Origin of the sequence: Stenotrophomonas sp. ZAC14D2_NAIMI4_6 (assembly GCF_003086875.1) — a bacterium.
Lineage (GTDB): Bacteria > Pseudomonadota > Gammaproteobacteria > Xanthomonadales > Xanthomonadaceae > Stenotrophomonas.
Genome location: NZ_CP025996.1, coordinates 3263280 through 3284326 on the forward strand (window position 1 = coordinate 3263280; position 21047 = coordinate 3284326).

The 21047-nt window shown below is 68.6% G+C and carries 13 protein-coding genes; 8 read left to right on the plus strand and 5 right to left on the minus strand.

Annotated elements, in window-relative coordinates; genetic code table 11:
- Positions 1-161: 161 nt before the first annotated feature.
- Positions 162-695, minus strand: coding sequence for a hypothetical protein (locus C1933_RS15030; protein ID WP_108753898.1), 534 nt, complete (start codon positions 693-695; stop codon positions 162-164).
- Entirely contained in the window at positions 695-3133 is a 2439-nt protein-coding gene (gene mrcB / locus C1933_RS15035; protein WP_108753899.1) for a penicillin-binding protein 1B, read from the minus strand. Before mrcB ends, C1933_RS15030 begins: the two co-directional genes overlap by 1 nt.
- Positions 3134-3228: 95 nt before the next feature.
- Between mrcB and C1933_RS15040 the strand changes: the two genes are divergently transcribed.
- A complete protein-coding gene (locus C1933_RS15040) occupies positions 3229-5328 on the plus strand; it encodes a glycosyltransferase (RefSeq protein WP_108753900.1) in 2100 nt (699 codons plus the stop codon).
- Here the strand turns inward: C1933_RS15040 and C1933_RS15045 are convergent.
- Both C1933_RS15045 and C1933_RS15050 read right to left on the minus strand, forming a co-directional pair.
- Positions 5325-6890 (minus strand): hypothetical protein, encoded by a 1566-nt coding sequence (locus C1933_RS15045; protein ID WP_108753901.1) that lies wholly within the window; start codon positions 6888-6890, stop codon positions 5325-5327. The genes C1933_RS15040 and C1933_RS15045 overlap by 4 nt on opposite strands.
- 30 nt (positions 6891-6920) lie before the next feature.
- Positions 6921-9077, minus strand: a complete 2157-nt coding sequence (locus C1933_RS15050) for a bifunctional (p)ppGpp synthetase/guanosine-3',5'-bis(diphosphate) 3'-pyrophosphohydrolase (RefSeq protein WP_108753902.1) — start codon at positions 9075-9077, stop codon at positions 6921-6923.
- 132 nt (positions 9078-9209) lie between these two features.
- On the opposite strand from C1933_RS15050, the gene C1933_RS15055 reads away from it, so the two are divergent.
- Positions 9210-9749 carry a hypothetical protein gene (locus C1933_RS15055; protein ID WP_108753903.1) on the plus strand — a complete coding sequence of 180 codons (540 nt, stop codon included), beginning with the start codon at positions 9210-9212 and terminating at the stop codon, positions 9747-9749.
- Positions 9750-9782: 33 nt separating this feature from the next.
- On the opposite strand, the gene hrpA is transcribed toward C1933_RS15055, so the two are convergent.
- Entirely contained in the window at positions 9783-13865 is a 4083-nt protein-coding gene (gene hrpA / locus C1933_RS15060) for an ATP-dependent RNA helicase HrpA (protein ID WP_108753904.1), read from the minus strand.
- Between the two features lie 86 nt (positions 13866-13951).
- Here hrpA and C1933_RS15065 point away from each other — a divergent pair, with 86 nt between their 5' ends.
- The 6 genes from C1933_RS15065 to C1933_RS15090 all read left to right on the plus strand — a co-directional run bounded on the left by C1933_RS15065 (position 13952) and on the right by C1933_RS15090 (position 20981).
- Entirely contained in the window at positions 13952-14500 is a 549-nt protein-coding gene (locus tag C1933_RS15065) for a Dps family protein (RefSeq protein ID WP_108753905.1), read from the plus strand.
- 764 nt (positions 14501-15264) lie between these two features.
- Positions 15265-17070 carry a DNA helicase RecQ gene (gene recQ, locus C1933_RS15070; protein WP_108753906.1) on the plus strand — a complete coding sequence of 602 codons (1806 nt, stop codon included), beginning with the start codon at positions 15265-15267 and terminating at the stop codon, positions 17068-17070.
- Between the two features lie 125 nt (positions 17071-17195).
- The gene (locus C1933_RS15075; RefSeq protein ID WP_108753907.1) at positions 17196-17576 is read left to right on the plus strand and encodes a CopL family metal-binding regulatory protein; all 381 of its coding nucleotides are present in this window, start codon (positions 17196-17198) and stop codon (positions 17574-17576) included.
- A gap of 74 nt (positions 17577-17650) precedes the next feature.
- Positions 17651-19468, plus strand: a complete 1818-nt coding sequence (locus C1933_RS15080) for a copper resistance system multicopper oxidase (protein WP_108753908.1) — start codon at positions 17651-17653, stop codon at positions 19466-19468.
- The gene (locus tag C1933_RS15085) at positions 19465-20400 is read left to right on the plus strand and encodes a copper resistance protein B (protein ID WP_108753909.1); all 936 of its coding nucleotides are present in this window, start codon (positions 19465-19467) and stop codon (positions 20398-20400) included. The genes C1933_RS15080 and C1933_RS15085 overlap by 4 nt, the downstream gene beginning before the upstream one ends.
- Before the next feature lie 68 nt (positions 20401-20468).
- Positions 20469-20981, plus strand: a complete 513-nt coding sequence (locus C1933_RS15090) for a GNAT family N-acetyltransferase (RefSeq protein WP_108753910.1) — start codon at positions 20469-20471, stop codon at positions 20979-20981.
- Positions 20982-21047: the final 66 nt, after the last annotated feature.

The window sequence follows — 21047 nt, forward strand, 5'->3', positions numbered from 1 at the left end:
GCAGGGGCGCAGGCGCCATGGATGGCGCCTACGAGCTTACAGGGACGTACTTGCAGCGCCCCCTGCGCAACCCACCCGCCCGGCCAACCCTCAGTGTCAGTCGACTAACAGTCGACTCTACCGCCAGCCAGCCACGAGGGGCTGCGCCGTTGGCTGGAAACTCAGTACCGCTTGATCCCCGGCACGGTGCAGCCTTCCAGCTGCGCATGCGCCGATACCGCGTTTTCCTTCTCGCCACGCGCCAGCCGTGCCTGCTCGATGGTCGCCCAGTGGCGCCGGCACAGCGGCCCGGTCTTCGACCCCAGGTCCACCGCCTTGCGCGCGAACGTCTCAGCCTCGGCCCACTGGCCCTGCAGCAACGCGATCTCGGCACGTTCCTGCAGCACCGACGGGTCGCCGGCCACGATCTGCAGCGCCTGGTCCAGGCTGCCGGCCGCAGCGGCCAGATCATTGCCCTGGCGCTGTGCCAACGCCGCCTGGCGCAGGTCTTCCACCTGCGAATCACGCAGCGGCTGCACCGACAGTTCCTTGTCGTCCGGGCCCGCAGCCGCATCCACGGCGGCCAGACGCTGTGCCGGGGTGGTGGTGTCCACCGGCTTGACCACCTGCGGCGCACTGCTCATGCAGGCCGCCAGGGCAAGGCTCAGGGTGGCCACGGCCATCGGCGCATACAGGGTTCGAAGGTTCATCGGCATCACCGGCTGGGGGAAGGGGTCGTGGTGGCCGGGACAGCGGCCGGTTCGGCGGGCGGATCGGGCTTGCGGTCCAGGCCGAACCAGCTGCGCCAACCGCCACCTTCGCTTTCGCCGCCCTGCTCTTCGGGCACACTGGCCGGCGCACAGGGCGCGTAGGCCGGGGCATAGCCCACCACGAACGGGAAACGACGCGCGCCGGGGCAGCCTTCATCGGTGCTGTTGGTACCGGTGGCGGCCACCGGCTGCCAGTCCAGACCCTTGTTGCTGACCTTCAGCGGGGCACTGGGCAGGCGCTGGAAGATGCCCGACCACACCCGCATGGCGCCGGTCGCGCCGTACAGGCCGGCCTGCTCGTTCTTGTCGTTGCCCATCCAGATCACCGCCAGGTGGTCACCGGTGTAACCGGCATACCAGCTGTCGCGGCCATCGTTGGTGGTGCCGGTCTTGCCGGCCGGCTGCAGGCGGCCCAGGCCGTCGGCATTCAGGCGCTGGGCCGTGCCGCTGGCCACCACCTGCTGCAGGCCGATGCTGATCAGGTTGGCGGCAATCGAATCGCCTTCCTGCGCCGGCGCCGGGGTCTTGTCATAGCGCTTGAGCAGCTTGCCCTGCGGGTCCAGCACGCCACGCACGGCGTGCAGCGGCTGGATCTCGCCGCCCGAGGCCAGGAACTGGTACAGCTGGGCCATGGCGTAGGGGCTCTGGTCGGTCGAGCCCAGGATGACCGCCGGGTTGGCCTCGGCCTTCAGGCCGGCCAGCACGTGGATCAGCTGGGTCACCCGTTCCGGCCCCACCTGCATGCCCACGCGCACCGTGGCCTGGTTGTAGGAATGGGCCAGCGCGTCGATCAGGCGCACCGTGCCATGGCTGCGATTGTCAGCGTTGCCGGGGCTCCAGTTGCGGCCACGGCCCAGCTGCACGGTCACCGGTGAATCATCCACCCAGGTCGCCAGCGAATAGCGGTCCGGCTGGGCCAGCGCCAGCAGATAGACGAACGGCTTCAGCAACGAACCCACCGGACGCTGTGCCTCGATGGCGCGGTTGAAGCCGACCTCGGACACCTCGCGGCTGCCGATCACGGCCAGCACGTCACCGTTGTGCACGTCGGTCAGCACCATGCCGGCCTGCAGTTCCGGGCGGCGCTTGCTTTCCAGCGATTTGATGGTGCGCGTCACTGCGCCCTCGGCATACGCCTGGGCCGACGGTGACATGCCGGTCATCACGCTCAGCCCCGCGCCCTGCAGGGCCGCTTCGGGGTAATCGTGGCCCAGCTGGCGGCGCACCAGATCCACGTACGCCGGGAAGCGGTTGGCCGCCACCAGGCCAGGCGTCTTCGGTACGCCCAGCGGCGCCTTCAGCGCACGCTGGTACTCGGCGTCGTCGATCAGCGCCGCCTCGTGCAGCTTGCCCAGCACGAAGTTGCGGCGGTCCAGCGCGCGTTCCGGGTTGCGCCGCGGGTCGTAGTACGACGGGCCCTTCACCAGGCCGATCAGCAGCGCGACCTGTTCGGTTTCCAGCGACGACAGATCGCGGCCGAACCAGAATTCCGCGCCCGAGGACATGCCATGAATTGCCTGGCTGCCGCGCTGGCCCAGGTACACCTGGTTCAGGTAGGCCTCGAAGATGGTGCGCTTGTCGTAGCGCGCTTCCATGATGAGCGCGTACAGCACTTCATTGAACTTGCGGGTGACGGTCTGTTCCTTGCCGATGCCCAGCAGGCCGCTGCGGGCCAGCTGCTGGGTAAGCGTGGAAGCACCCTGGCGGCTCTGCCCGCCGGAACGGATCGTGACCCACACGGCGCGGGCAATGCCGGAAAGATCGATGCCGTGGTGGCGGTTGAAGTCCTTGTCCTCCACCGCCTGCAGGCCGGTCACCAGCAGGTCGGGCGCTTCATCCATGCGCACCAGGCGCCGTTCTTCCTGCTTCTGCCCGTACAAGGTGGCGATACGCGCCGGGTCCAGGCGCGCGGCCTTCAGCGCCTTGCGGCTGTCGGCGTCGCGCAGCGAGGCGATGCTGCCGCCGGACAGGGTCAGTTCCACCCGGCGCGGGGCCACGCGGCCATCCACATCGTTGTAGCCGCGGCTGGAAATGGTGAAGCGACCACCCTGCACCGCGTAGGTGGCCGGTTCCTTGCCCTGGCCGTCATCGCGGTAGGCCGAGGCCGCCAGTTCGGTCTTCAGGGTGGCCGCGTCCATCGCCTTGCCGGGCACCACGACCAGCGGGCGCGCGTACACACGCGTGGGAATCTGCCAGCGCAGTTCACCGAAACGCTGGGTCACCTGTTGGTTCAGGTACAGCGTGTACGGAATCAGGAAGCCCAGGCCCAGCGCGAAGGCGGCCATGCTCCAGGTGATCAGGCGGCTGCGCCAGGAGGGGCCGTCACCGGTCGGGGTGTCGTCGTCGAGATCGTCGATGTCGTCGGAATCGTAGCGTCGGGGCACGGGAATGCGACAATGTAGGGTCTGGCGAGTCTACCCCAGCCGCTGTGGCTGGCGAATTCCCGCCGATTCCCTGCTTAAGCTGGAGTTGTTACCGGATGGCGATGTCCCTGGCCGAATGGCGCTACCTGCTGAACCGCCTGACCGGCCTGGCGCAGCGCAGTCTGGCCAGCCTGCGTACCCGCGGCTGGCAGGCCACCTGGCAGCGCATCCGCGTGCACACCCAGCGCGCCGTGCCGGCACCGCGTACGCCCCTGTACCTGCCCGCGGCGCAGGCCTTCGCGCCGTTCAGCGTTCCCAGCAGCGATGCCCCGCAGGTCAGCATCGTCATTCCCGTCTACAACCATGTGCAGCACACGCTGGCCTGCCTGCGCGCACTAGCGGCGCACCCACCGGCGGTGCCCTGCGAGATCCTGGTGGTCGATGACGGCAGCAGCGACCAGACCACGCAGTGGATGCCCCGCATCAGCGGCCTGCGCTACGAAGTGCGCGCGCAGAACGGCGGCTTCATCGAAGCCTGCAACGACGGCGTGTCGCGTGCGCGCGGCGACCATGTGGTGTTGCTGAACAACGACACGGTGCCGCAGCCCGGCTGGCTGGACGCACTGCTGGACACCTTCCACAGCGTACCCGACGCGGGCCTGGTGGGCAGCCAGCTGCTCTACCCGGATGGCCGCCTGCAGGAATCGGGCGGGGTGATCTTCCGCGACGGCAGTGGCTGGAGCTACGGCCGCTTCGAAGCCGCCGACGATCCGCGCTACGCCAGCCTGCGCGATGTCGACTACTGCTCCGGTGCCGCGCTGATGCTTCAGCGCGCCCTGTGGCAGCAGCTGGGCGGCTTCGATACCCGCTACAAGCCGGCCTACTACGAAGACACCGACCTGGCCTTCCGCGTGCGTGCGCACGGCCTGCGCGTGCTGGTGCAGCCGGCCAGCCGCGTGGTGCATGACGAAGGCACCAGCAATGGCACCGACACCGGCAGCGGGGTGAAGGCCTACCAGGTACGTAACCAGGGCATTTTTGCCAGCAAGTGGGCCGCTGAACTGGCCACGCACCCGGCGGTGGGCGAGGTGCCCTCGCCGGCCCTGCTGCTGCGTGGTCGCCGCCAGGTGCTGATCCTGGATGAAGAAGTGCCCCGCCCCGAGCGCGATTCCGGCTCGCTGCGGCAGGTGAACCTGATCCGCCTGCTGCTGCAGGGCGGCGCCCACGTGGTGTTCGTACCGACCCGCCGCGAGCATGCCGGCGAGGCCACCGAAGCCCTGCAGCGGATGGGCGTGGAAGTCTGGTATGCGCCGTTCCTGGACGGCGTGGCCGGCTGGCTGCGTAGCCACGGCGCGCGTTTCGATGTGGTGATGCTGGTGCGCCACCATGTCGCCAACGCCTGCCTGCCGCTGGTCAAGCGCTACGCGCCGCAGGCACGCACCGTGTTCGACACGGTCGATCTGCACTATCTGCGCGAACGCCGCGGTGCCGAAGTGGCCGGCGATGCCGGCCTGCTGCGCAACGCCGAACGCACCCGCGCCAGCGAACTGGCGGTGATGGACCAGTGTGACGTGACGGTGCTGGTCAGCGCCGCCGAGCGCGAGCAGCTGCAGGCCGATGCGCCGCAGGTGCAGGTGGAACTGATTTCCAACCTGCACGAAGTCGCGGGTGCCGGCGCGCCCTGGGCCCAGCGCCACGATCTGGTCTTCGTCGGTGGGTTCGGCCATCCGCCGAACCTGGACGCGATGGAATGGTTCATCGGTGACGTGTTTGCCGTTCTGCGCGCGCGCTTGCCGCAGGTGCAGCTGCACGTGATCGGTGCCGGCGCCCCGGACAGCCTGAAGGCGCTGGCGGCCACCCAGCCGGGCGTGCAGATGCACGGCTTCGTGGAAGACATCACCCCGTACATGGACGGTGCGCGCATCGCCATCGCGCCGCTGCGCTTCGGCGCCGGGGTGAAGGGCAAGATCAACCTGAGCATGGCCCACGGCCAGCCCGTGGTCGGCACCACCTGCGCGGTGGAGGGCATGCACCTGCAGGCCGGCCGCGACGTGCTGGTGGCCGACACCGCCGAAGCCTTTGCCGACGCCGTCGCGCGCCTGTACCAGGACCCGCAGCTGTGGCAGCAGTTGTCCGACGCAGGGCTGGACAATGTCGCCCGGCATTTCTCGCTGGATGCCGCGCGCGCCACCGTGCAGCGCGTGTTCTTCAGCTAGTCCGCCTGGCCACCGGCCTGGCGCAGCCGCTGTTCGAAGGCGGTCAGTTCGGGCAGGTCCGGTTGCAGCCGCCGCACCTGCTCGACCGCGCCGGCGGCGAACTGCACATCGCCGCGGCCCAGGCGTTCGCTGCCGATCGCCAGCCAGCGCTGGGCCAAGCGCACCCGCGCGCCAGGCAAGGCCGATGCGGTGGGCGCCAGGGTCTGCCACGCCTGCAGGCAAGCCCCGGCAGCCTGCACGCGGTTCTGCCGCAGGTTGTCGTCGAAGCAGCGCTGGCTGGCCGGCAACAGCCGTGCCGCCGCCGCTTTCACGCGTGGATCGCGCGGCGCCAGTGACTGCGCCTCGCGCAATGCATCGTAGGCACTGTGCCCCGGCGGGCTGATCCACTGCTGCGCACGTTCAGCGCGTTCGATCCGGGCCAGATGCCCACGCAGCAGGCGCTCGCGCTGCGCACGCCCCTGCCCCGGCTGCTGCAGGGCCTGTTCGGCCTGGCGGGCGCGCTGCACGCGTTGCAGGTCCTGCTGCAGGGCCAGTGGCGAAGCGCCCAGCGCGGTGGCCAGGCCGCGATCATGTTCGGCGGCCTGGAACTGGAAATCTTCGGCATGGCGCTGGCTTCGCAGCAGCAGCGCCTGCAGGGTCTGCTCGCGGCCACGGATCGCCGCGGCATCATCAGCGGTCACCGCCAGCACGGCCAGGAAACCCTCGGCAGCGGCATCCAGCTGCTGCCGCTGCAGCGCACGCTGGGCCTGCCGCAGGCGTTGCTCGGTGGCCTGGGCCAGTGCCTCCTGGGTAGCGGGCAGGTCCGAGTGCCCGGGATCGAAACGGCGCGCCCGCTGCACGGTGTCCGACGCGGCGGCCAACGCGCCCTGCCCGGCCTGCACGCGCGCTTCCTGCAACAGATCGCTCAGCGCATCTTCGCGCCCTTCCAGCGCCGACAGATTGTCCGGCTGCAAGGCCAGCACCCGCTGGAACAGCGGCAGTGCGCTGTTTTCGCCCTCGTCCAGGCGCCCCGCCGCGAAGGCATTGAGGGCCTGCGCCAGCAACGCGCCGACGCCGGCCCCGGCACGCCGCCGCGCCAGCAGCTGCTGCGCCACCGCATCGGTCTGCGCCTGCGGCACCTGCAGTTCGCGGGCCAACGCCAGCAGCTGCGTACAACCGTCCAGATCACCGGCCTGCAGCCGCTCACGGGCCTGCTGCAGCGCGGCGGCACCGGTCTGTGCCAGCCCCTGCCGCGCCAACGGGCGGTCGCCATCGAGCGCCAGCACCGCCTGGTAGCGCTCGCGTGCGCCGCTGCCGTCGGCCGCTGTCAGGCGCCCGGCAGCCAGCGCGCGGTCGCCCTCGGCCAGCAACTGCTCGATCTGCGAATCATCCCAGAACCAGTCGGCCAACGGCCTGCGCACCAGCACCAGCAGCAGGAACACCGCCACGGCCGCCAGCAGCGCCCAGCGCCACACCCGGCGTGCATGCCGGGCCTGCAGCCACCACCAGCGCCCCTCGCGACGGACACGGTCCAGCGCCGGGTGCGCCGTGCCGTGTGCGGGGTGCGGGGGCTCGCGTTCCATGCGTGCAGGGTAGCCGGGGCAGCGTGAAGCTCAGCCCAGACGACGCGCCTCGCTCACGCCCGGCAGCGCATCCAGCTTGCCCAGCAGGTTGGACAGCTGGCCGTAGTCGGTCACCTTCAGGCGCAGCCGCAGATGCGCGCGGCCGCTGTTGCGCACGTTGTCGCTGTGGATATCCAGCACGTAGGCATCTTCCTGCGCGATCAGGTTGGTGATGTCCTTCAGCAGCCAGCGGCGGTCCACCGCATCAACCACCACGTCCACCTCGTAGCCACCGCCGGCCTGGCCCCATTCCACCGGCAGGATCCGCTGCGGACTGGTCGCGGCCAGTCGGGCCAGCGCCGCGCAGTCGGCGCGGTGCACGGTCACGCCACGGCTGCGGGTCAGGTAACCGACGATGGGTTCGCCGGCCACCGGCTGGCAGCAGCGCGCCAGCTGCACCAGCAGGTTGCCTACGCCCTGCACGGTGAACTTGGATTTGCCCAGGTTTTCCCGGCGAGCGGTCGGCCGCGGCAGGGCCGGCGCCGGGGCCGGCTGGCTGGCCGCACGTTCGGCTTCCAGCAATGCACGGCTGACCTGGTTGGGCCCGGTATCGCCCAGTGCCACCTGGATGTACAGATCGTCCACGCTGTCGGCATGGAACTTCTTCGCTGCGCCGGCCAGGTCGGCATGCTGCAGGCCCAGCCGCTTCAGTTCGCGTTCCAGCAGCTCGCGCCCGGCATGCACGTTGCGCGCCCGGTCCAGCTTGTGGAACCAGCTGCGCACCTTTTCGCGCGAGCGGTTGCTGGCCAGGAAGCCCAGCGCAGGCATCAGCCAGTCGCGGCGCGGGTCGGCCTCCTTGCCGGTGAGGATCTCGACACGGTCGCCGCTGCGCAGCCGGTAGGTCAGCGGCACGATGCGGCCGTTGACCTTCGCGCCACGGCAGCGGTGCCCGACCATGGTGTGCACCTGGTAGGCGAAATCCAGCGGCGTGGCGCCCTGCGGCAGGTCCAGCACTTCGTCCTTCGGGCTGAGCGCATAGACCCGGTCTTCGGTCAGTTCGGCATCCAGCGCCCCGGCCAGTTCATTGCCCTGGCCATCCTGCGCCTGCTCCAGCAGCTGGCGCATCCAGGTGATCTTGCGGTCGAAGGCCTTTTCCGCACCCTTGCCGCCTTCCTTGTACTTCCAGTGCGCGGCCACGCCCAGTTCGGCCTGGGCGTGCATGTCGTGGGTGCGGATCTGCACTTCGATCGTGCGCCCTTCCGGGCCCACCACGGCGGTATGCAGCGAACGGTAGTCGTTGGCCTTGGGCCGGGCGATGTAGTCGTCGAACTCGCTGGGCACCGGTGCCCACAGTGCATGCACCACGCCCAGCGCGGCGTAGCAGGCGGCCACGTCGTCCACCATCACCCGCACCGCGCGGATGTCGTACAACTGGTCGAAGGCCAGCCGCTTCTTCTGCATCTTCCGCCAGATGCTGTAGATGTGCTTCGGGCGGCCGCTGACTTCGGCCTGCAGGCCCTGCGCCGCCAGTTCGCGCGACAGCACCTTCTTTACGTTCTCCACGTACCGCTCGCGGGCGTTTCGGGTCTCGTCCACCTCGCGCGCAATGCGGCGGTAGGTGTCCGGCTCCAGGTGGCGGAACGCCAGGTCTTCCAGTTCCCACTTCAACTGCCAGATGCCCAGCCGGTTGGCCAGCGGCGCATGGATGTCGCGGGTCAGCTGGGCCAGCGCACGGCGCTGCGGTTCGTCCAGCTTGTCGGCCGCGCGCATGCGCGCCAGTTGCCGGGCCAGCAGGATCGGCACCACCCGCAGGTCGCGGATGATGGCCAGCAGCAGACGGCGCAGGCCTTCGCTGTTGCGGCCCGCTTCGCGCCCGGCGTGCAGCGCCCACACCGGATCGGCCGCGTCCTGGCCGTCCAGCAGCCCGGCCACGGCCGTGGCATGGTTGCCCAACGGCAACGCGTCCAGGTGCTCGCGCAGGGCCGGCAGATCGAACAACAGCGCGGCCAGCACCACGCTTTCATCCGAAGTGAGCATGGCCAGCGCATCCAGGGTGTCACCCAGCACCGACCAGTTGGCGCGCATGGACGGCTCTGCGTCCGCGCCCGGCCATCGCTCGCGCAGGGCCTGGCGCAGCGGGGCCGGCAGCACCGCTGCAGAGGGACGGTTCAACAAGGCATCCAGGCCGGGGACAGAAGCGCGGTTCACAGCATCGAACGTTGGACAATGAGGCCACTACACTAGCGCCGGCGCCGTTCAGGAACAATCGCCGCGCTGCGCACGACCGGGCATGAACACATGCCGTTACACTCGCGGTCATCCAAAACGAGAGTCCCGCCCATGGTTTCCCGCCCTCTTCCCCGTGCACAGCTGCGCCTGTGGGCCAGCGCCGCGTTGCTGCTGTCCCTGTCCACCCCTGCGCTGGCCCAGCGCGTGGTAGAAGGCGACCTGCAGCAGCAGATGAGCCCGGCCGAGTTCCAGGCCGCCGGCCTGGACAAGCTGTCCGCTACCGAGCTGGCCTCGCTGAACCGCTGGCTGCAGGGCAAGGTGGAAGCGGCCACCACCCAGGCCGTGGCCGCCGTACGCGAAGAGGCCCGCGAAGAAGGCCGCCAGGAAGTGATCGTGAAGAACCGCGGCTTCTTCGACTTCGGCAGCAAGGAGCCGATCAACGCGATCCTGCAGGGCGAGTTCCGTGGCTTTGGCAAGGGCCGGGTCTACGCACTGGACAACGGCCAGCAGTGGGAACAGATCGATGCCAGCAGCGTGAGCGGCGTGCGCAAGCAGAACCCGAACGTCAGCATCAGCCCCGGCATGATGGGCGTGTGGTACATGAAGGTCGAAGGCGTGAACACCCAGCCCAAGGTGCGCCGTACCAAGTGACGGCAGCGCCGGGCCTGGCCCGGCGCTATCCGATTACAGCTGGCGCAATGCGGTTACCCGCTGCGCCAGCTTCTTGGCTGAAATGCCGGTGCGTGCGCCCAGCTCCTGGGCGAACAGGGAAACACGCAGTTCTTCCAGATCCCAGCGCAGGGCCTGCCATTGCGGGCGCTCGCGCAGTCCTTGCTCCTCGCCGGTGCGCAACGCATCCAGGAATGGATGCAGTTCCAGCATGCGTGCCTGGTCGCGCGGCGGATCGCGCTTGGCGCGTTCGGTGCGCAGGATCATCGCTTTCAGGTAACGCGGGTACTGGGCCAGTGCATCGGCCGGCGTATCGCGCAGGAAGCCGGGGTGGATCAGGCCCACCAGCTGCGCTTCCATGTCATCCAGGTTGCCGCGCGCCCAGCCCATCAGCGGCGCCTCCAGCAGCGGCTTCAGTTCACCCACCAGGCCCAGGATGGTCTCGGCCAGTTTCAGCCGCTGCATCGCCTCGCCGAACAGCGCCTTGGCCACCTGCTCGCGTCGCTGCTCGAACGCGCCGGCATCGCGGATGTCTCCCAGACCCTCGGCCAACACCGCGTTCATTGCCGCATCCACCAGATCGCCACGCAGGCGTTCCTGCGATTCAATGGCCGCGTACAGCAGGCCGGTCTTGGCGCCCACCGGCAACTGCTTGCGGGCCTGCTTCACCTTGTCCGACAGGGCGATTTCCAGCAAGCGGCGCACGCCCAGCGGATGCGCTTCCTCGGCCTGCTGGCGGTCGGCGAAGATGCGCAGCGCCACGCTGTCCCCTTCATCCAGCAGCGCCGGGTAGGCGGGCACGCCGGCTTCACCGGGCACCTGCAACGGGATCGGTGTGGACGGGAAGCTGCGCAGGCCGTCGGCCGCCATCTCGCGCCCGGCGCGTGCAGCGAACGCATCGCCGGCACGGCTGCCGAACTTCGCGCGCAGCGCGTCCAGGTCGCGCGAACTGGCCAGTACCTTGCCCTGCTCATCGCGCAGCCGCAGGTTCATGTGCAGGTGCGGCTCGATCGAGGCGGGCTCGAAATCGGTGGCTGCCACCTGGGCGCCAGTGGCACGCGACAGGAAACGCGCCAGCTCACCGGTGATCGCATCGGCGCTGGGCTGCGGGAAGGCCTCGAAGAATGCCCGGGCGAAATCCGGTGCGGGCACGTAGTTGCGGCGCATGGCCTTGGGCAGGCTGCGGATCAGCGCGGCGGCCTTGTCGGCCACGAAGCCCGGCGCCAGCCAGCCCAGCTGCACCGGGTCCAGCGCGTTCAACAGGTGCAGCGGCACGTCCAGGGTTACGCCGTCGTCGTCGCTGCCCGGCTCGAAGCGGTAATGCAGCGGCAGCCGCGCCTGGCCCAGCGCCAGATACTTGGGGTAGCGCTCCTGTTCGCTGCCTTCGCCGGGCAACAGGTCGACCAGCGACCAGTGCAGCGTCTTGCGCTGTTCCGGCGGCAACGCCTTCCACCAGGTATCCAGGCCAGCGGCCGAATGGATCTGCGGCGGTACGCGGTCCAGGTACCAGCGCGCCTGCCAGTCCTCGTCGGCCACGATACCGGCACGGCGCAGCTTGGCCTCTTCCTCGCGCGCCTGTTCCAGCACCTTGTGGTTGTCGGCCACGAAACTGGCGCGGGTGTTGATTTCGCCGGTCACCAGCGCCTGGCGCACGAAGATGTCATGCGCCTCGCCCGGTTCGATGCGGCCGTAGTGCACCGGCTTCTTCGGCGCCAGCACCAGGCCGAACAGGCTGATCTGCTCGGAGGCCAGAACCTGGCCCTGCGCGCGCGACCAGTGCGGGTCGAAGTGCTTGCGCAGCAGCAGGTGCGGCAGTTCGGCAATCACCCAGTCCGGCTCGATGGCCGCCAGGGTCATGCCCCAGACCTTCTGCGTGTCCAGCAGGTTGGCCGCCAGCAGCCACGGCGGCGGGCGCTTGGACAGCGCCGAACCCGGGAACGGCAGGAAGCGGCGCTGGCGCGGCGCCTGGAAATCGCCCTTGTCGGTGCGGTGGCCCACCTGCGTGGGCAGCCCGGCGATCAACGCACGGTGCAGGGTCTGGTAGGCGGCCGCGCGCACACGCTCGCTGAAGCCACCACCGGCAGGCACTTCATCCTTCTGCGCATGCGCCGCCACCGGTGCCGACGCGGCTTCTGTCTTGCCCTCGCGGGCCAGGCGCGCAGCGCGGTGCAACTGGCCACGGGTGGCCTTCACTGCAGCCGCGTCGTCACGCGCCGGGGCCGGCGCACTGCTGCCGGCCAACAGCGGTGCCATCGCCGCATCGCTGGCTTCTTCCTTCCAGCCCAGTTCCTCGCACAACAAGCGCAGCTGGCGGTGCAGCTCGCGCCATTCACGCATGCGCAGGAAACCCAGAAAATGGCGGCCGCACCAGTCGCGCAGCTTCCATTGGGTCAGGTCTTCGTGGGCCGTGCGATAGCCGTCCCACAGGCGCAGCACGCCCACGAATTCAGAGCGCCCATCGGCAAACTGCGCATGCGCGCTGTCAGCCGCACCGCGCGCTTCGGGCGGGCGTTCGCGCGGGTCCTGGATGCCCAGGAACGAGGCGATCACCAGCATCGGCCGCAGGCAACCTGCCGCCTGCGCGGCCACCAGCATGCGCGCCAGCTTCACGTCCACCGGCAGGCGTGCCATCTGCTTGCCGATGGTGGTCATGCGCCGCTCGGCATCGATCGCGCCCAGTTCGGTCAGCTGCTGCCAACCATCGGCCACCGCGCGCTCGTCCGGCGCTTCCAGGAACGGGAAGTCCTCGATGCGGCCCAGGCCCAGCTGCAGCATGCGCAGGATCACCCCGGCCAGGCTGGAGCGGCGGATTTCCGGATCGGTGAACTCCGGCCGCGCCTGGAAATCGGCTTCGGCATACAGGCGGTAGCAGATACCCTCGGCAATACGGCCGCAACGGCCCTTGCGCTGGTTGGCACTGGCCTGCGAGATCGGCTCGATATGCAGGCGGTCCAGCTTGTTGCGCGGGCTGTAGCGCTTGACCCGGGCGAAGCCCGGATCGACCACGTAGCGGATGCGCGGCACCGTCAGCGAGGTCTCGGCCACGTTGGTGGCCAGCACGATGCGCCGGTTCGGGCCGGGGTTGAACACCCGGTCCTGGTCCTGGTTGGACAGTCGCGCGTACAGCGGCAGCACCTCGGTATTGCGGTACTTGCGGCGCTCCAGCGACTGGTGCGCGTCGCGGATCTCGCGCTCGCCGGGCAGGAAGATCAGCACGTCGCCCCGCGCATCCAGGCGGGTGATCTCGTCGATGGCCGACACGATGGCATCGTTCACCGTGCGCTCGCCCTCCTGTTCGCCCTCGCCTTCCAGCGCGCGGTAGCGCACTTCCACCGGGAAGGTGCGCCCTTCCACGCTGATCACCGGCGCATTGTCGAAATGCTGGGCGAAGCGCTCGGTATCGATGGTGGCCGAGGTGACGATCAGCTTCAGGTCCGGGCGCTTGCGCAGCAGCTGCTTCAGGTAGCCCAGCAGGAAGTCGATGTTGAGGCTGCGTTCGTGCGCCTCGTCCACGATGATCGTGTCGTAGTTCGACAGCCAGCGGTCACTGGCGATCTCCGCCAGCAGGATGCCGTCGGTCATGAACTTGATGCGGCTGTCGTCGCTGACCTTGTCGTTGAAGCGCACCTGGTAGCCGACCAGCTGGCCCAGTTCGCTGTGCAGTTCCTGCGCAACGCGGCTGGCCACCGCACGTGCGGCAATCCGTCGCGGCTGGGTGCAGCCGATCATGCCGGCCTGGCCACGGCCGGCAGCCAGGCACAGCTTAGGCAGCTGGGTGGTCTTGCCCGAACCGGTTTCGCCGGCGATCACCACCACCTGGTGGTCGCGGATCAGGCCGATGATCGCCTCGGCTTCACGCGCAATCGGCAGCTGCGGGTCCAGAGTAATGGATGGCTGCTGCTGCGCCCGTTGCTGGCGGCGCTGCACCGATGCCTGCAGGGCCTGCTCGAACGTGGCGGCCAGGGCCGCATCTTCGGGCTTGGCCTGGCAACGCGACAGCATGCCCAGCAGACGGCCCCGGTCGCGGCTCATGGCGCCATCGATGGCGGCGCGCTGTTGGCGCAGGCGGGGCGGCGGATTTTTATTGATAGCGTTCATCAATCGGTTCGTTCAAAACTTTGAAAGCGACCAGTCATCACGACTGATTTACTGTGAAGGCCAACGATTCCACAAGGAGGAACCCCATGGCGAAGACCAAGAGCACGACCAAGCCCAAGACCGGCAAGCAGAAGCTTGCGGCGGCGGCGCCGTCGGCACCCAACATCGATATCGGGATCACCCAGGGCAACCGCAAGAAGATCGCCGACGGTCTGTCGCGGTTCCAGGCCGATGCGTTCACGCTCTACCTGAAGACCCACAACTTCCACTGGAACGTGACCGGCTCGATGTTCAATTCGCTGCACACCATGTTCGAGACCCAGTACACCGAGCAATGGGCGGCTCTGGACGATGTGGCCGAGCGCATCCGCGCCCTGGGGTTCAATGCCCCGGGCTCCTACCGGGAATTCGCTGCGCTGACCTCGATTGCCGAGGAGCCGGGCCTGACCGACAGCGCGGACTGGCGTGAAATGGTACGCCAGTTGGTGGTCGCCAACGAAGCGGTGTGCCGTACGGCGCGTGAAGTGCTGGACGTGGCCGACGATGCCGACGACGCCCCGACCGAGGATCTGATGACCCAGCGCCTGCAGACCCACGAAAAATACGCCTGGATGCTGCGCTCGCTCCTCCAGTAAGGGTTTGGGGGGTTTTCGGCAGGGCTTGCAGCCCTGCCGACCCCCTGTAGAGTCGAGCCATGCTCGACTGAAGCAACGTCAAAGGCGGGTTTCCTGAGGGTTGGCGGGGTGGGTCCGGTTGAGGGGGACGCCGTAAACCCATCCATGGGGGCTTAGCCGCGCCATCCATGGCGCGGATACCCCCTCAACCGGACCCACCCCGCCTTCGACAGACCTGCGCGATCTGCCGGAACGGCCCAATGCTCTGGTAGGTGTCGACCTTGGTCGACACTGTAGAGCCACGCCACGCATGGATGATTCATTCGATATCTGACAGATGTGTCGACCAAGGTCGACACCTACCCACAGACGCCATCCATGGCGCCCACGCCCCCGCAACCGGACCCACCCCGCCTTCGACAGTTTCCCGCGATCTGCCAGCAAAGCTTGGGGTCAGATCCGTTTTCCTGCGGAAAACGGATCTGACCCCATTTGTTCATTCGATATCTGACAGATGTGTCGACCAAGGTCGACACCTACCCACAGCCGCGTGAACCTGTCAGAGGCGGGGCGGTGTGGGCTTGCAGGACCGCAGGCGCCATGGATGGCGCCTACGAGCCCCCATGGACGGGTTTACGGCGTGTCCTGCAAGCCCACACCGCCACGCCCAACCAGCACACACCCCGCTTTTGACGTTGCTTCAGTCGAGCATGGCTCGACTCTACAGCGGTGCAGGGCGCAGCCCTGCCGAACCCCTACCACCCCCGCCGGGGTAAACTAGGCTGATGGCTTCCCGTCCCGCGCACGATCTGCTCCAACGCGTCTTTGGTTACGACGATTTCCGTGGTCCCCAGCAGGACATCGTGGAGCATGTGGCTGCCGGCCATGACGCCCTGGTCCTGATGCCCACCGGCGGCGGCAAGTCGCTCTGCTACCAGGTTCCGGCCCTGCTGCGTGACGGTTGCGGCATCGTCATCTCCCCGCTCATCGCGCTCATGCAGGACCAGGTGGAAGCCCTGCGCCAGCTCGGCGTGCGCGCCGAATACCTGAACTCGACCCTGGATGGCGAAACCGCCGCCCGGGTGGAACGCGAACTGCTGGCCGGCGAACTGGACATGCTCTATGTCGCCCCCGAGCGCCTGCTGACCGGCCGCTTCCTGTCCCTGCTCTCGCGCAGCCACATCGCCCTGTTCGCCATCGACGAAGCGCACTGCGTGTCGCAGTGGGGCCACGATTTCCGCCCCGAATACCGCCAGCTGACCGTGCTGCACGAGCGCTGGCCAGACATTCCGCGCATCGCCCTGACCGCCACCGCCGATCCGCCCACCCAGCGCGAGATCGCCGAGCGCCTGGACCTTGCCCAGGCCCGCCACTTCGTCAGCTCCTTCGACCGCCCCAACATCCGCTACACCGTGGTGCAGAAGGACAACGCGCGCAAGCAGCTGACCGATTTCCTGCGCGGCCACCGCAGCGAGGCCGGCATCGTCTACTGCATGTCGCGGCGCAAGGTGGAAGAGACCGCCGAATTCCTCTGCGGCCAGGGCTTCAATGCCCTGCCCTACCACGCCGGCCTGCCGCCGGAAGTGCGCGCCAACAACCAGCGCCGCTTCCTGCGCGAGGATGGCATCGTCATGTGCGCCACCATCGCCTTCGGCATGGGCATCGACAAGCCGGATGTGCGCTTCGTGGCGCATACCGACCTGCCCAAATCGATGGAAGGCTACTACCAGGAAACCGGCCGCGCCGGCCGCGATGGCGAGGCCGCCGAGGCCTGGCTGTGCTACGGCCTGGGCGATGTGGTGCTGCTGAAGCAGATGATCGAGCAGTCCGAAGCCAGCGAAGAGCGCAAGCAGCTGGAACGGTCCAAGCTGGACCATCTGCTGGGCTACTGCGAATCCATGCAATGCCGCCGCCAGGTGCTGCTGGCCGGTTTCGGCGAAACCTATCCGCAACCCTGCGGCAACTGTGACAACTGCCTGACCCCGCCGGCCGCCTGGGATGCCACCATTCCCGCGCAGAAGGCCCTGAGCTGCGTGTACCGCAGCGGCCAGCGCTTCGGCGTGGGCCACCTGATCGATATCCTGCGTGGCAGCGAGAACGAGAAGATCAAGCAGCAGGGCCACGACAAGCTGAGCACCTACGCCATCGGCCGCGACCTGGATGCGCGCACCTGGCGCAGCGTGTTCCGGCAACTGGTGGCGGCCAGCCTGCTGGAAGTGGACAGCGAGGGCCATGGCGGCCTGCGCCTGACCGACGCCAGCCGCGCAGTGCTGACCGGGCGCCGCCAGATCAGCATGCGCCGCGATGCCGCCAGCGCCACCGCAGGCCGCGAGCGCAGCGCGCAGCGCACCGGCCTGTCGGTGCTGCCGCAGGACCTGGCCCTGTTCAACGCCCTGCGCGGCCTGCGTGCCGAACTGGCGCGCGAACAGAACGTGCCGGCCTTCGTGATCTTCCACGACAGCACCCTGCGCAACATTGCCGAACAGCGCCCGACCTCGCTGGATGAACTGGCCCGGGTGGGCGGCATCGGCGGCACCAAGCTCAGCCGCTACGGCCCGCGCCTGGTGGAGATCGTGCGCGAGGAAGGCTAGGCGTTCGGCGTTGGCGCGCATCGCCCTCGCCGCGGTGCTCGACGCCACCCTCGCCCTGCTCCAACCTTGAACACGCCATTCAGCAAGAAGTGCATCGCGCCCCGCTTGCCGCTAGATTGATGCCCATGTCCGTCGCCTCCACCCTGCTGCGTGTCGTGCTCATGCTCAGCCTGTTGCTCAACGGGGTGAACGCGGCCATGGCCAGTGGGCACGCGCAGATGGGCCCGATGGCGCATGACAGCGCCAGCGCGGCGGCAGATGAACCCGACTGCCACCACCATGCGGGCATGCAGGCCGAACCGGCCCCGGAAGCCCAGGCCCCGGCCCACGACAGCCACTGCCAGATGAAGGACTGCGTGCGCAGCTGTGCCCAGCAGCCCCTGTTGGCCGTGCAGCCGCTGGCCCTGCCGGTCGGCCCGGCCTGGTCGCTGGCACCGCCGCCGGTGCACGCCAGCGGCCGTCCCGCGCCGCCCCTGCCGCCCCTCTCACGCCCTCCCATCGGCTGATTCCGCGCGCCTGCGGGCGCATCGCGCTTCGCTGCCGGCCCCGTGCCGGTCGTACCCGTGTTCCGGAGTCACCCATGAATACCCGTATTCCCCCCGGCCCGGGCGCCCTGCCCATGCCGTCGCGCCGCCTGTTCGTACAGGGCCTGGCCGCTGGCGGCGTGGTCGCTGGCGCCACCGCCATCGGCGTGCCGCAGCGCGCGCTTGCCGCTGCCAGCGCCACGCCGCGCCTGGCCGGCGCACCGGCCGTGCTCACCGACACCCGCGTTGAACTGGCCATCGGCGAATCGCTGGCCAACTTCACCGGCCGCACCCGCCCGGCGATCACCGTGAACGGCTCGCTGCCGGCGCCGATCCTGCGCTGGCGCGAAGGCCAGACCGTGGACCTGTTCGTGCGCAACACGCTGGACCGCCACCCCACCTCCATCCACTGGCACGGCATCCTGCTGCCGGCCAACATGGACGGCGTGCCCGGGCTCAGCTTCAACGGCATCGGCCCCGGCGAGACCTACCACTACCACTTCCAGCTGAAGCAGTCGGGCACCTACTGGTACCACAGCCATTCGATGTTCCAGGAACAGGCCGGCCTGTACGGCGCGCTGATCATCGACCCGGCCGAACCGGCCCCGTACCAGCACGACCGCGAGCACGTGGTCCTGCTGTCGGACTGGACCGACATGGACCCGGGCGCGCTGTTCCGGCGCATGAAGAAGCTGGCCGAGCATGACAACTACTACAAGCGCACCCTGCCCGACTTCGTGCGCGACGTGCGCCGCGACGGCTGGTCGGCGGCACTGTCCGACCGCGGCATGTGGGGCCGCATGCGCATGACCCCCACCGATATTTCCGACGTCAATGCGCACACCTACACCTACCTGATGAACGGCACGGCGCCGGCCGGCAACTGGACCGGGCTGTTCCGCAGTGGCGAAAAGGTGCTGCTGCGCTTCATCAACGGCGCCTCGATGACCTATTTCGACGTGCGCATTCCCGGCCTGAAGATGACCGTGGTGGCCGCCGATGGCCAGTACATCCACCCGGTCAGCATCGATGAATTCCGCATTGCCCCGGCCGAGACCTACGACGTGCTGGTGGAACCCAGCGGGCAGGACGCCTTCACCATCTTCTGCCAGGACATGGGCCGCACCGGTTTTGCCGCCGGCACCTTGGCCGTGCGTCATGGCCTGCAGGCGCCGACTCCGCAGCGCGACCCGCGCCCCCTGCTGACGATGAGCGACATGGGTCATGACATGTCGGGGCATGACATGGCAGGCCACGGCGGGCATGACATGGCGGCCATGAAAAGCATGGAAGGCGGCTGCGGCGCCCACATCGACCACAGCGCACATGGCAGCGCTGCCGCCAGCAAGGCGCCGAAGCATCCGGCCAGCGAACTGGCCAGCCCGCTGGTGGACATGCGCAGCGGCGCCACCGAACCCAAGCTGGATGACCCCGGCATCGGCCTGCGCGACAACGGCCGCCAGGTACTGACCTACGGCGCCATGCGCAGCCTGTTCGACGACCCGGATGGCCGCGAGCCCGGCCGCGAGATCGAGCTGCACCTGACCGGGCACATGGAGAAATTCGCCTGGTCGTTCGACGGCGTTCCCTTCGCCAGTGCCGAACCGCTGCGGCTGAACTACGGCGAGCGCATGCGCATCGTGCTGGTGAACGACACCATGATGCAGCATCCGATCCACCTGCACGGTGTGTGGAGCGATGTGGAAAACGCCGCCGGTGAGTTCCAGGTGCGCAAGCACACCGTGGACATGCCGCCCGGCACCCGCCGCAGCTACCGCGTCCGTGCCGATGCACTGGGCCGCTGGGCCTACCACTGCCATCTGCTGTACCACATGGAAGCGGGCATGATGCGCGAAGTGAGGATCGAAGAATGAGCCGCCTCGTCTCCCGCAGTCTGTTGGCCGTGGGCCTGGCCACTGCACTGCCCGCCTTCGCGCAGTCGCACGCCGGCCATGACATGGCCATGCCCGCAGCGGCACCGGTCGATCATTCGAAGATGGACCATTCGAAGATGGACCATTCGAAGTTGGACCATTCGACGATGGACCACGCGCAGATGGACCACGCCGCGATGGGCCACGCCATGCCTGCGCCCAGCGAACCCCGCGAACCCATCCCGGTGCCTACCGACGCTGACCGCGCCGCGGCCTTCCCGCCCATCAATCACGATGCGATGGAACATGCCCCGCAGATCAACAGCCTGCTGCTGATCGATCGTCTGGAACATTGGGATGGCCAGGACGGCAAGGGCCAGGCTTGGGAAGCCAGTGGCTGGATCGGCGGCGACATCAACCGCCTGTGGCTGCGCAGCGATGGTGAACGCAGTGGCGGCCGCACCGAGTCCTCGTCGCTGGAAGCGTTGTACGGCCGCAGCGTCTCGCCGTGGTGGGACGTGCTGGTCGGCGTCCGCCAGGATTTCCGCCCCGCCGATTCGCGCACCTGGGCGGCGATCGGCATCCAGGGCCTGGCGCCGTACAAGTTCGAAAGCTCGGCCACGCTGTACCTGGGTTCCGGCGGGCAGGTGCTGGCCAAGGCCGAAGTGGAGTACGACGTGCTGCTGACCAATCGGCTGATCCTGCAACCGCTGGTGGAAGCCACGCTGGCGGCCAAGGACGAACCGGAGCACGGCATCGGCCAGGGCCTGAACAAGGTCGAGGCCGGGCTGCGCCTGCGCTACGAGTTCAGCCGCCGCTTCGCGCCGTACATCGGCATCAGCCACGAGCGCAGCTTCGGTGATGCCGCCGACCATGCCGGCGACCACGCGCGCGACACGCGCTGGGTCGCGGGTGTGCGTATGTGGTTCTAAGGCACTGCACGGCCCCGGTTCGCGCCGGGGCCGGCTACACTGCGCCACGCTTGATCACCGCCACCGCCATGTCCCTGCAGATCCGCCGCGCCACCCTGGCCGATGCCGAAGCGCTTTCGGCCATTGCCGTTGCCACGTACACCGAAACCTGGGGCGACTCCTACCCGCCGCAGGAACTGGACGTCTTCCTGCAGGAACACTACGGCCTGGCGCCGCAGCGCGAAGAACTGTGCGACCCACGCAGCGCCGTCTGGTTGCTGCTGGACGGCGAACAGGTGGTCGGCTATCTTGCGGCCGGCGCCAACACCCTGCCGCACGCCGAAGCGCGCGATGGTGATATTGAACTGAAGCGCCTGTACATCCTGGCCGCGCACCACAACCGCGGCCACGGCGCGCGCCTGATGGACGCCTTCATCGCCTGGCTGGACCAGCCGCAACGCCGCACCCTGTGGGTGGGCGTGTGGAAAGAAAACCTCGCCGCCCAGCGCTTCTACGCACGCTACGGCTGCGAAAAAGCCGGCGAGTACGACTTCATCGTCGGCAGCACCCGCGACCGCGAACACATCCTGCGCCGCCGGTAGAGTCGAGCTTGCTCGACTGCTCCTCGCCTTTCCGCTCTTTGTAGAGTCGAGCCATGCTCGACTGCT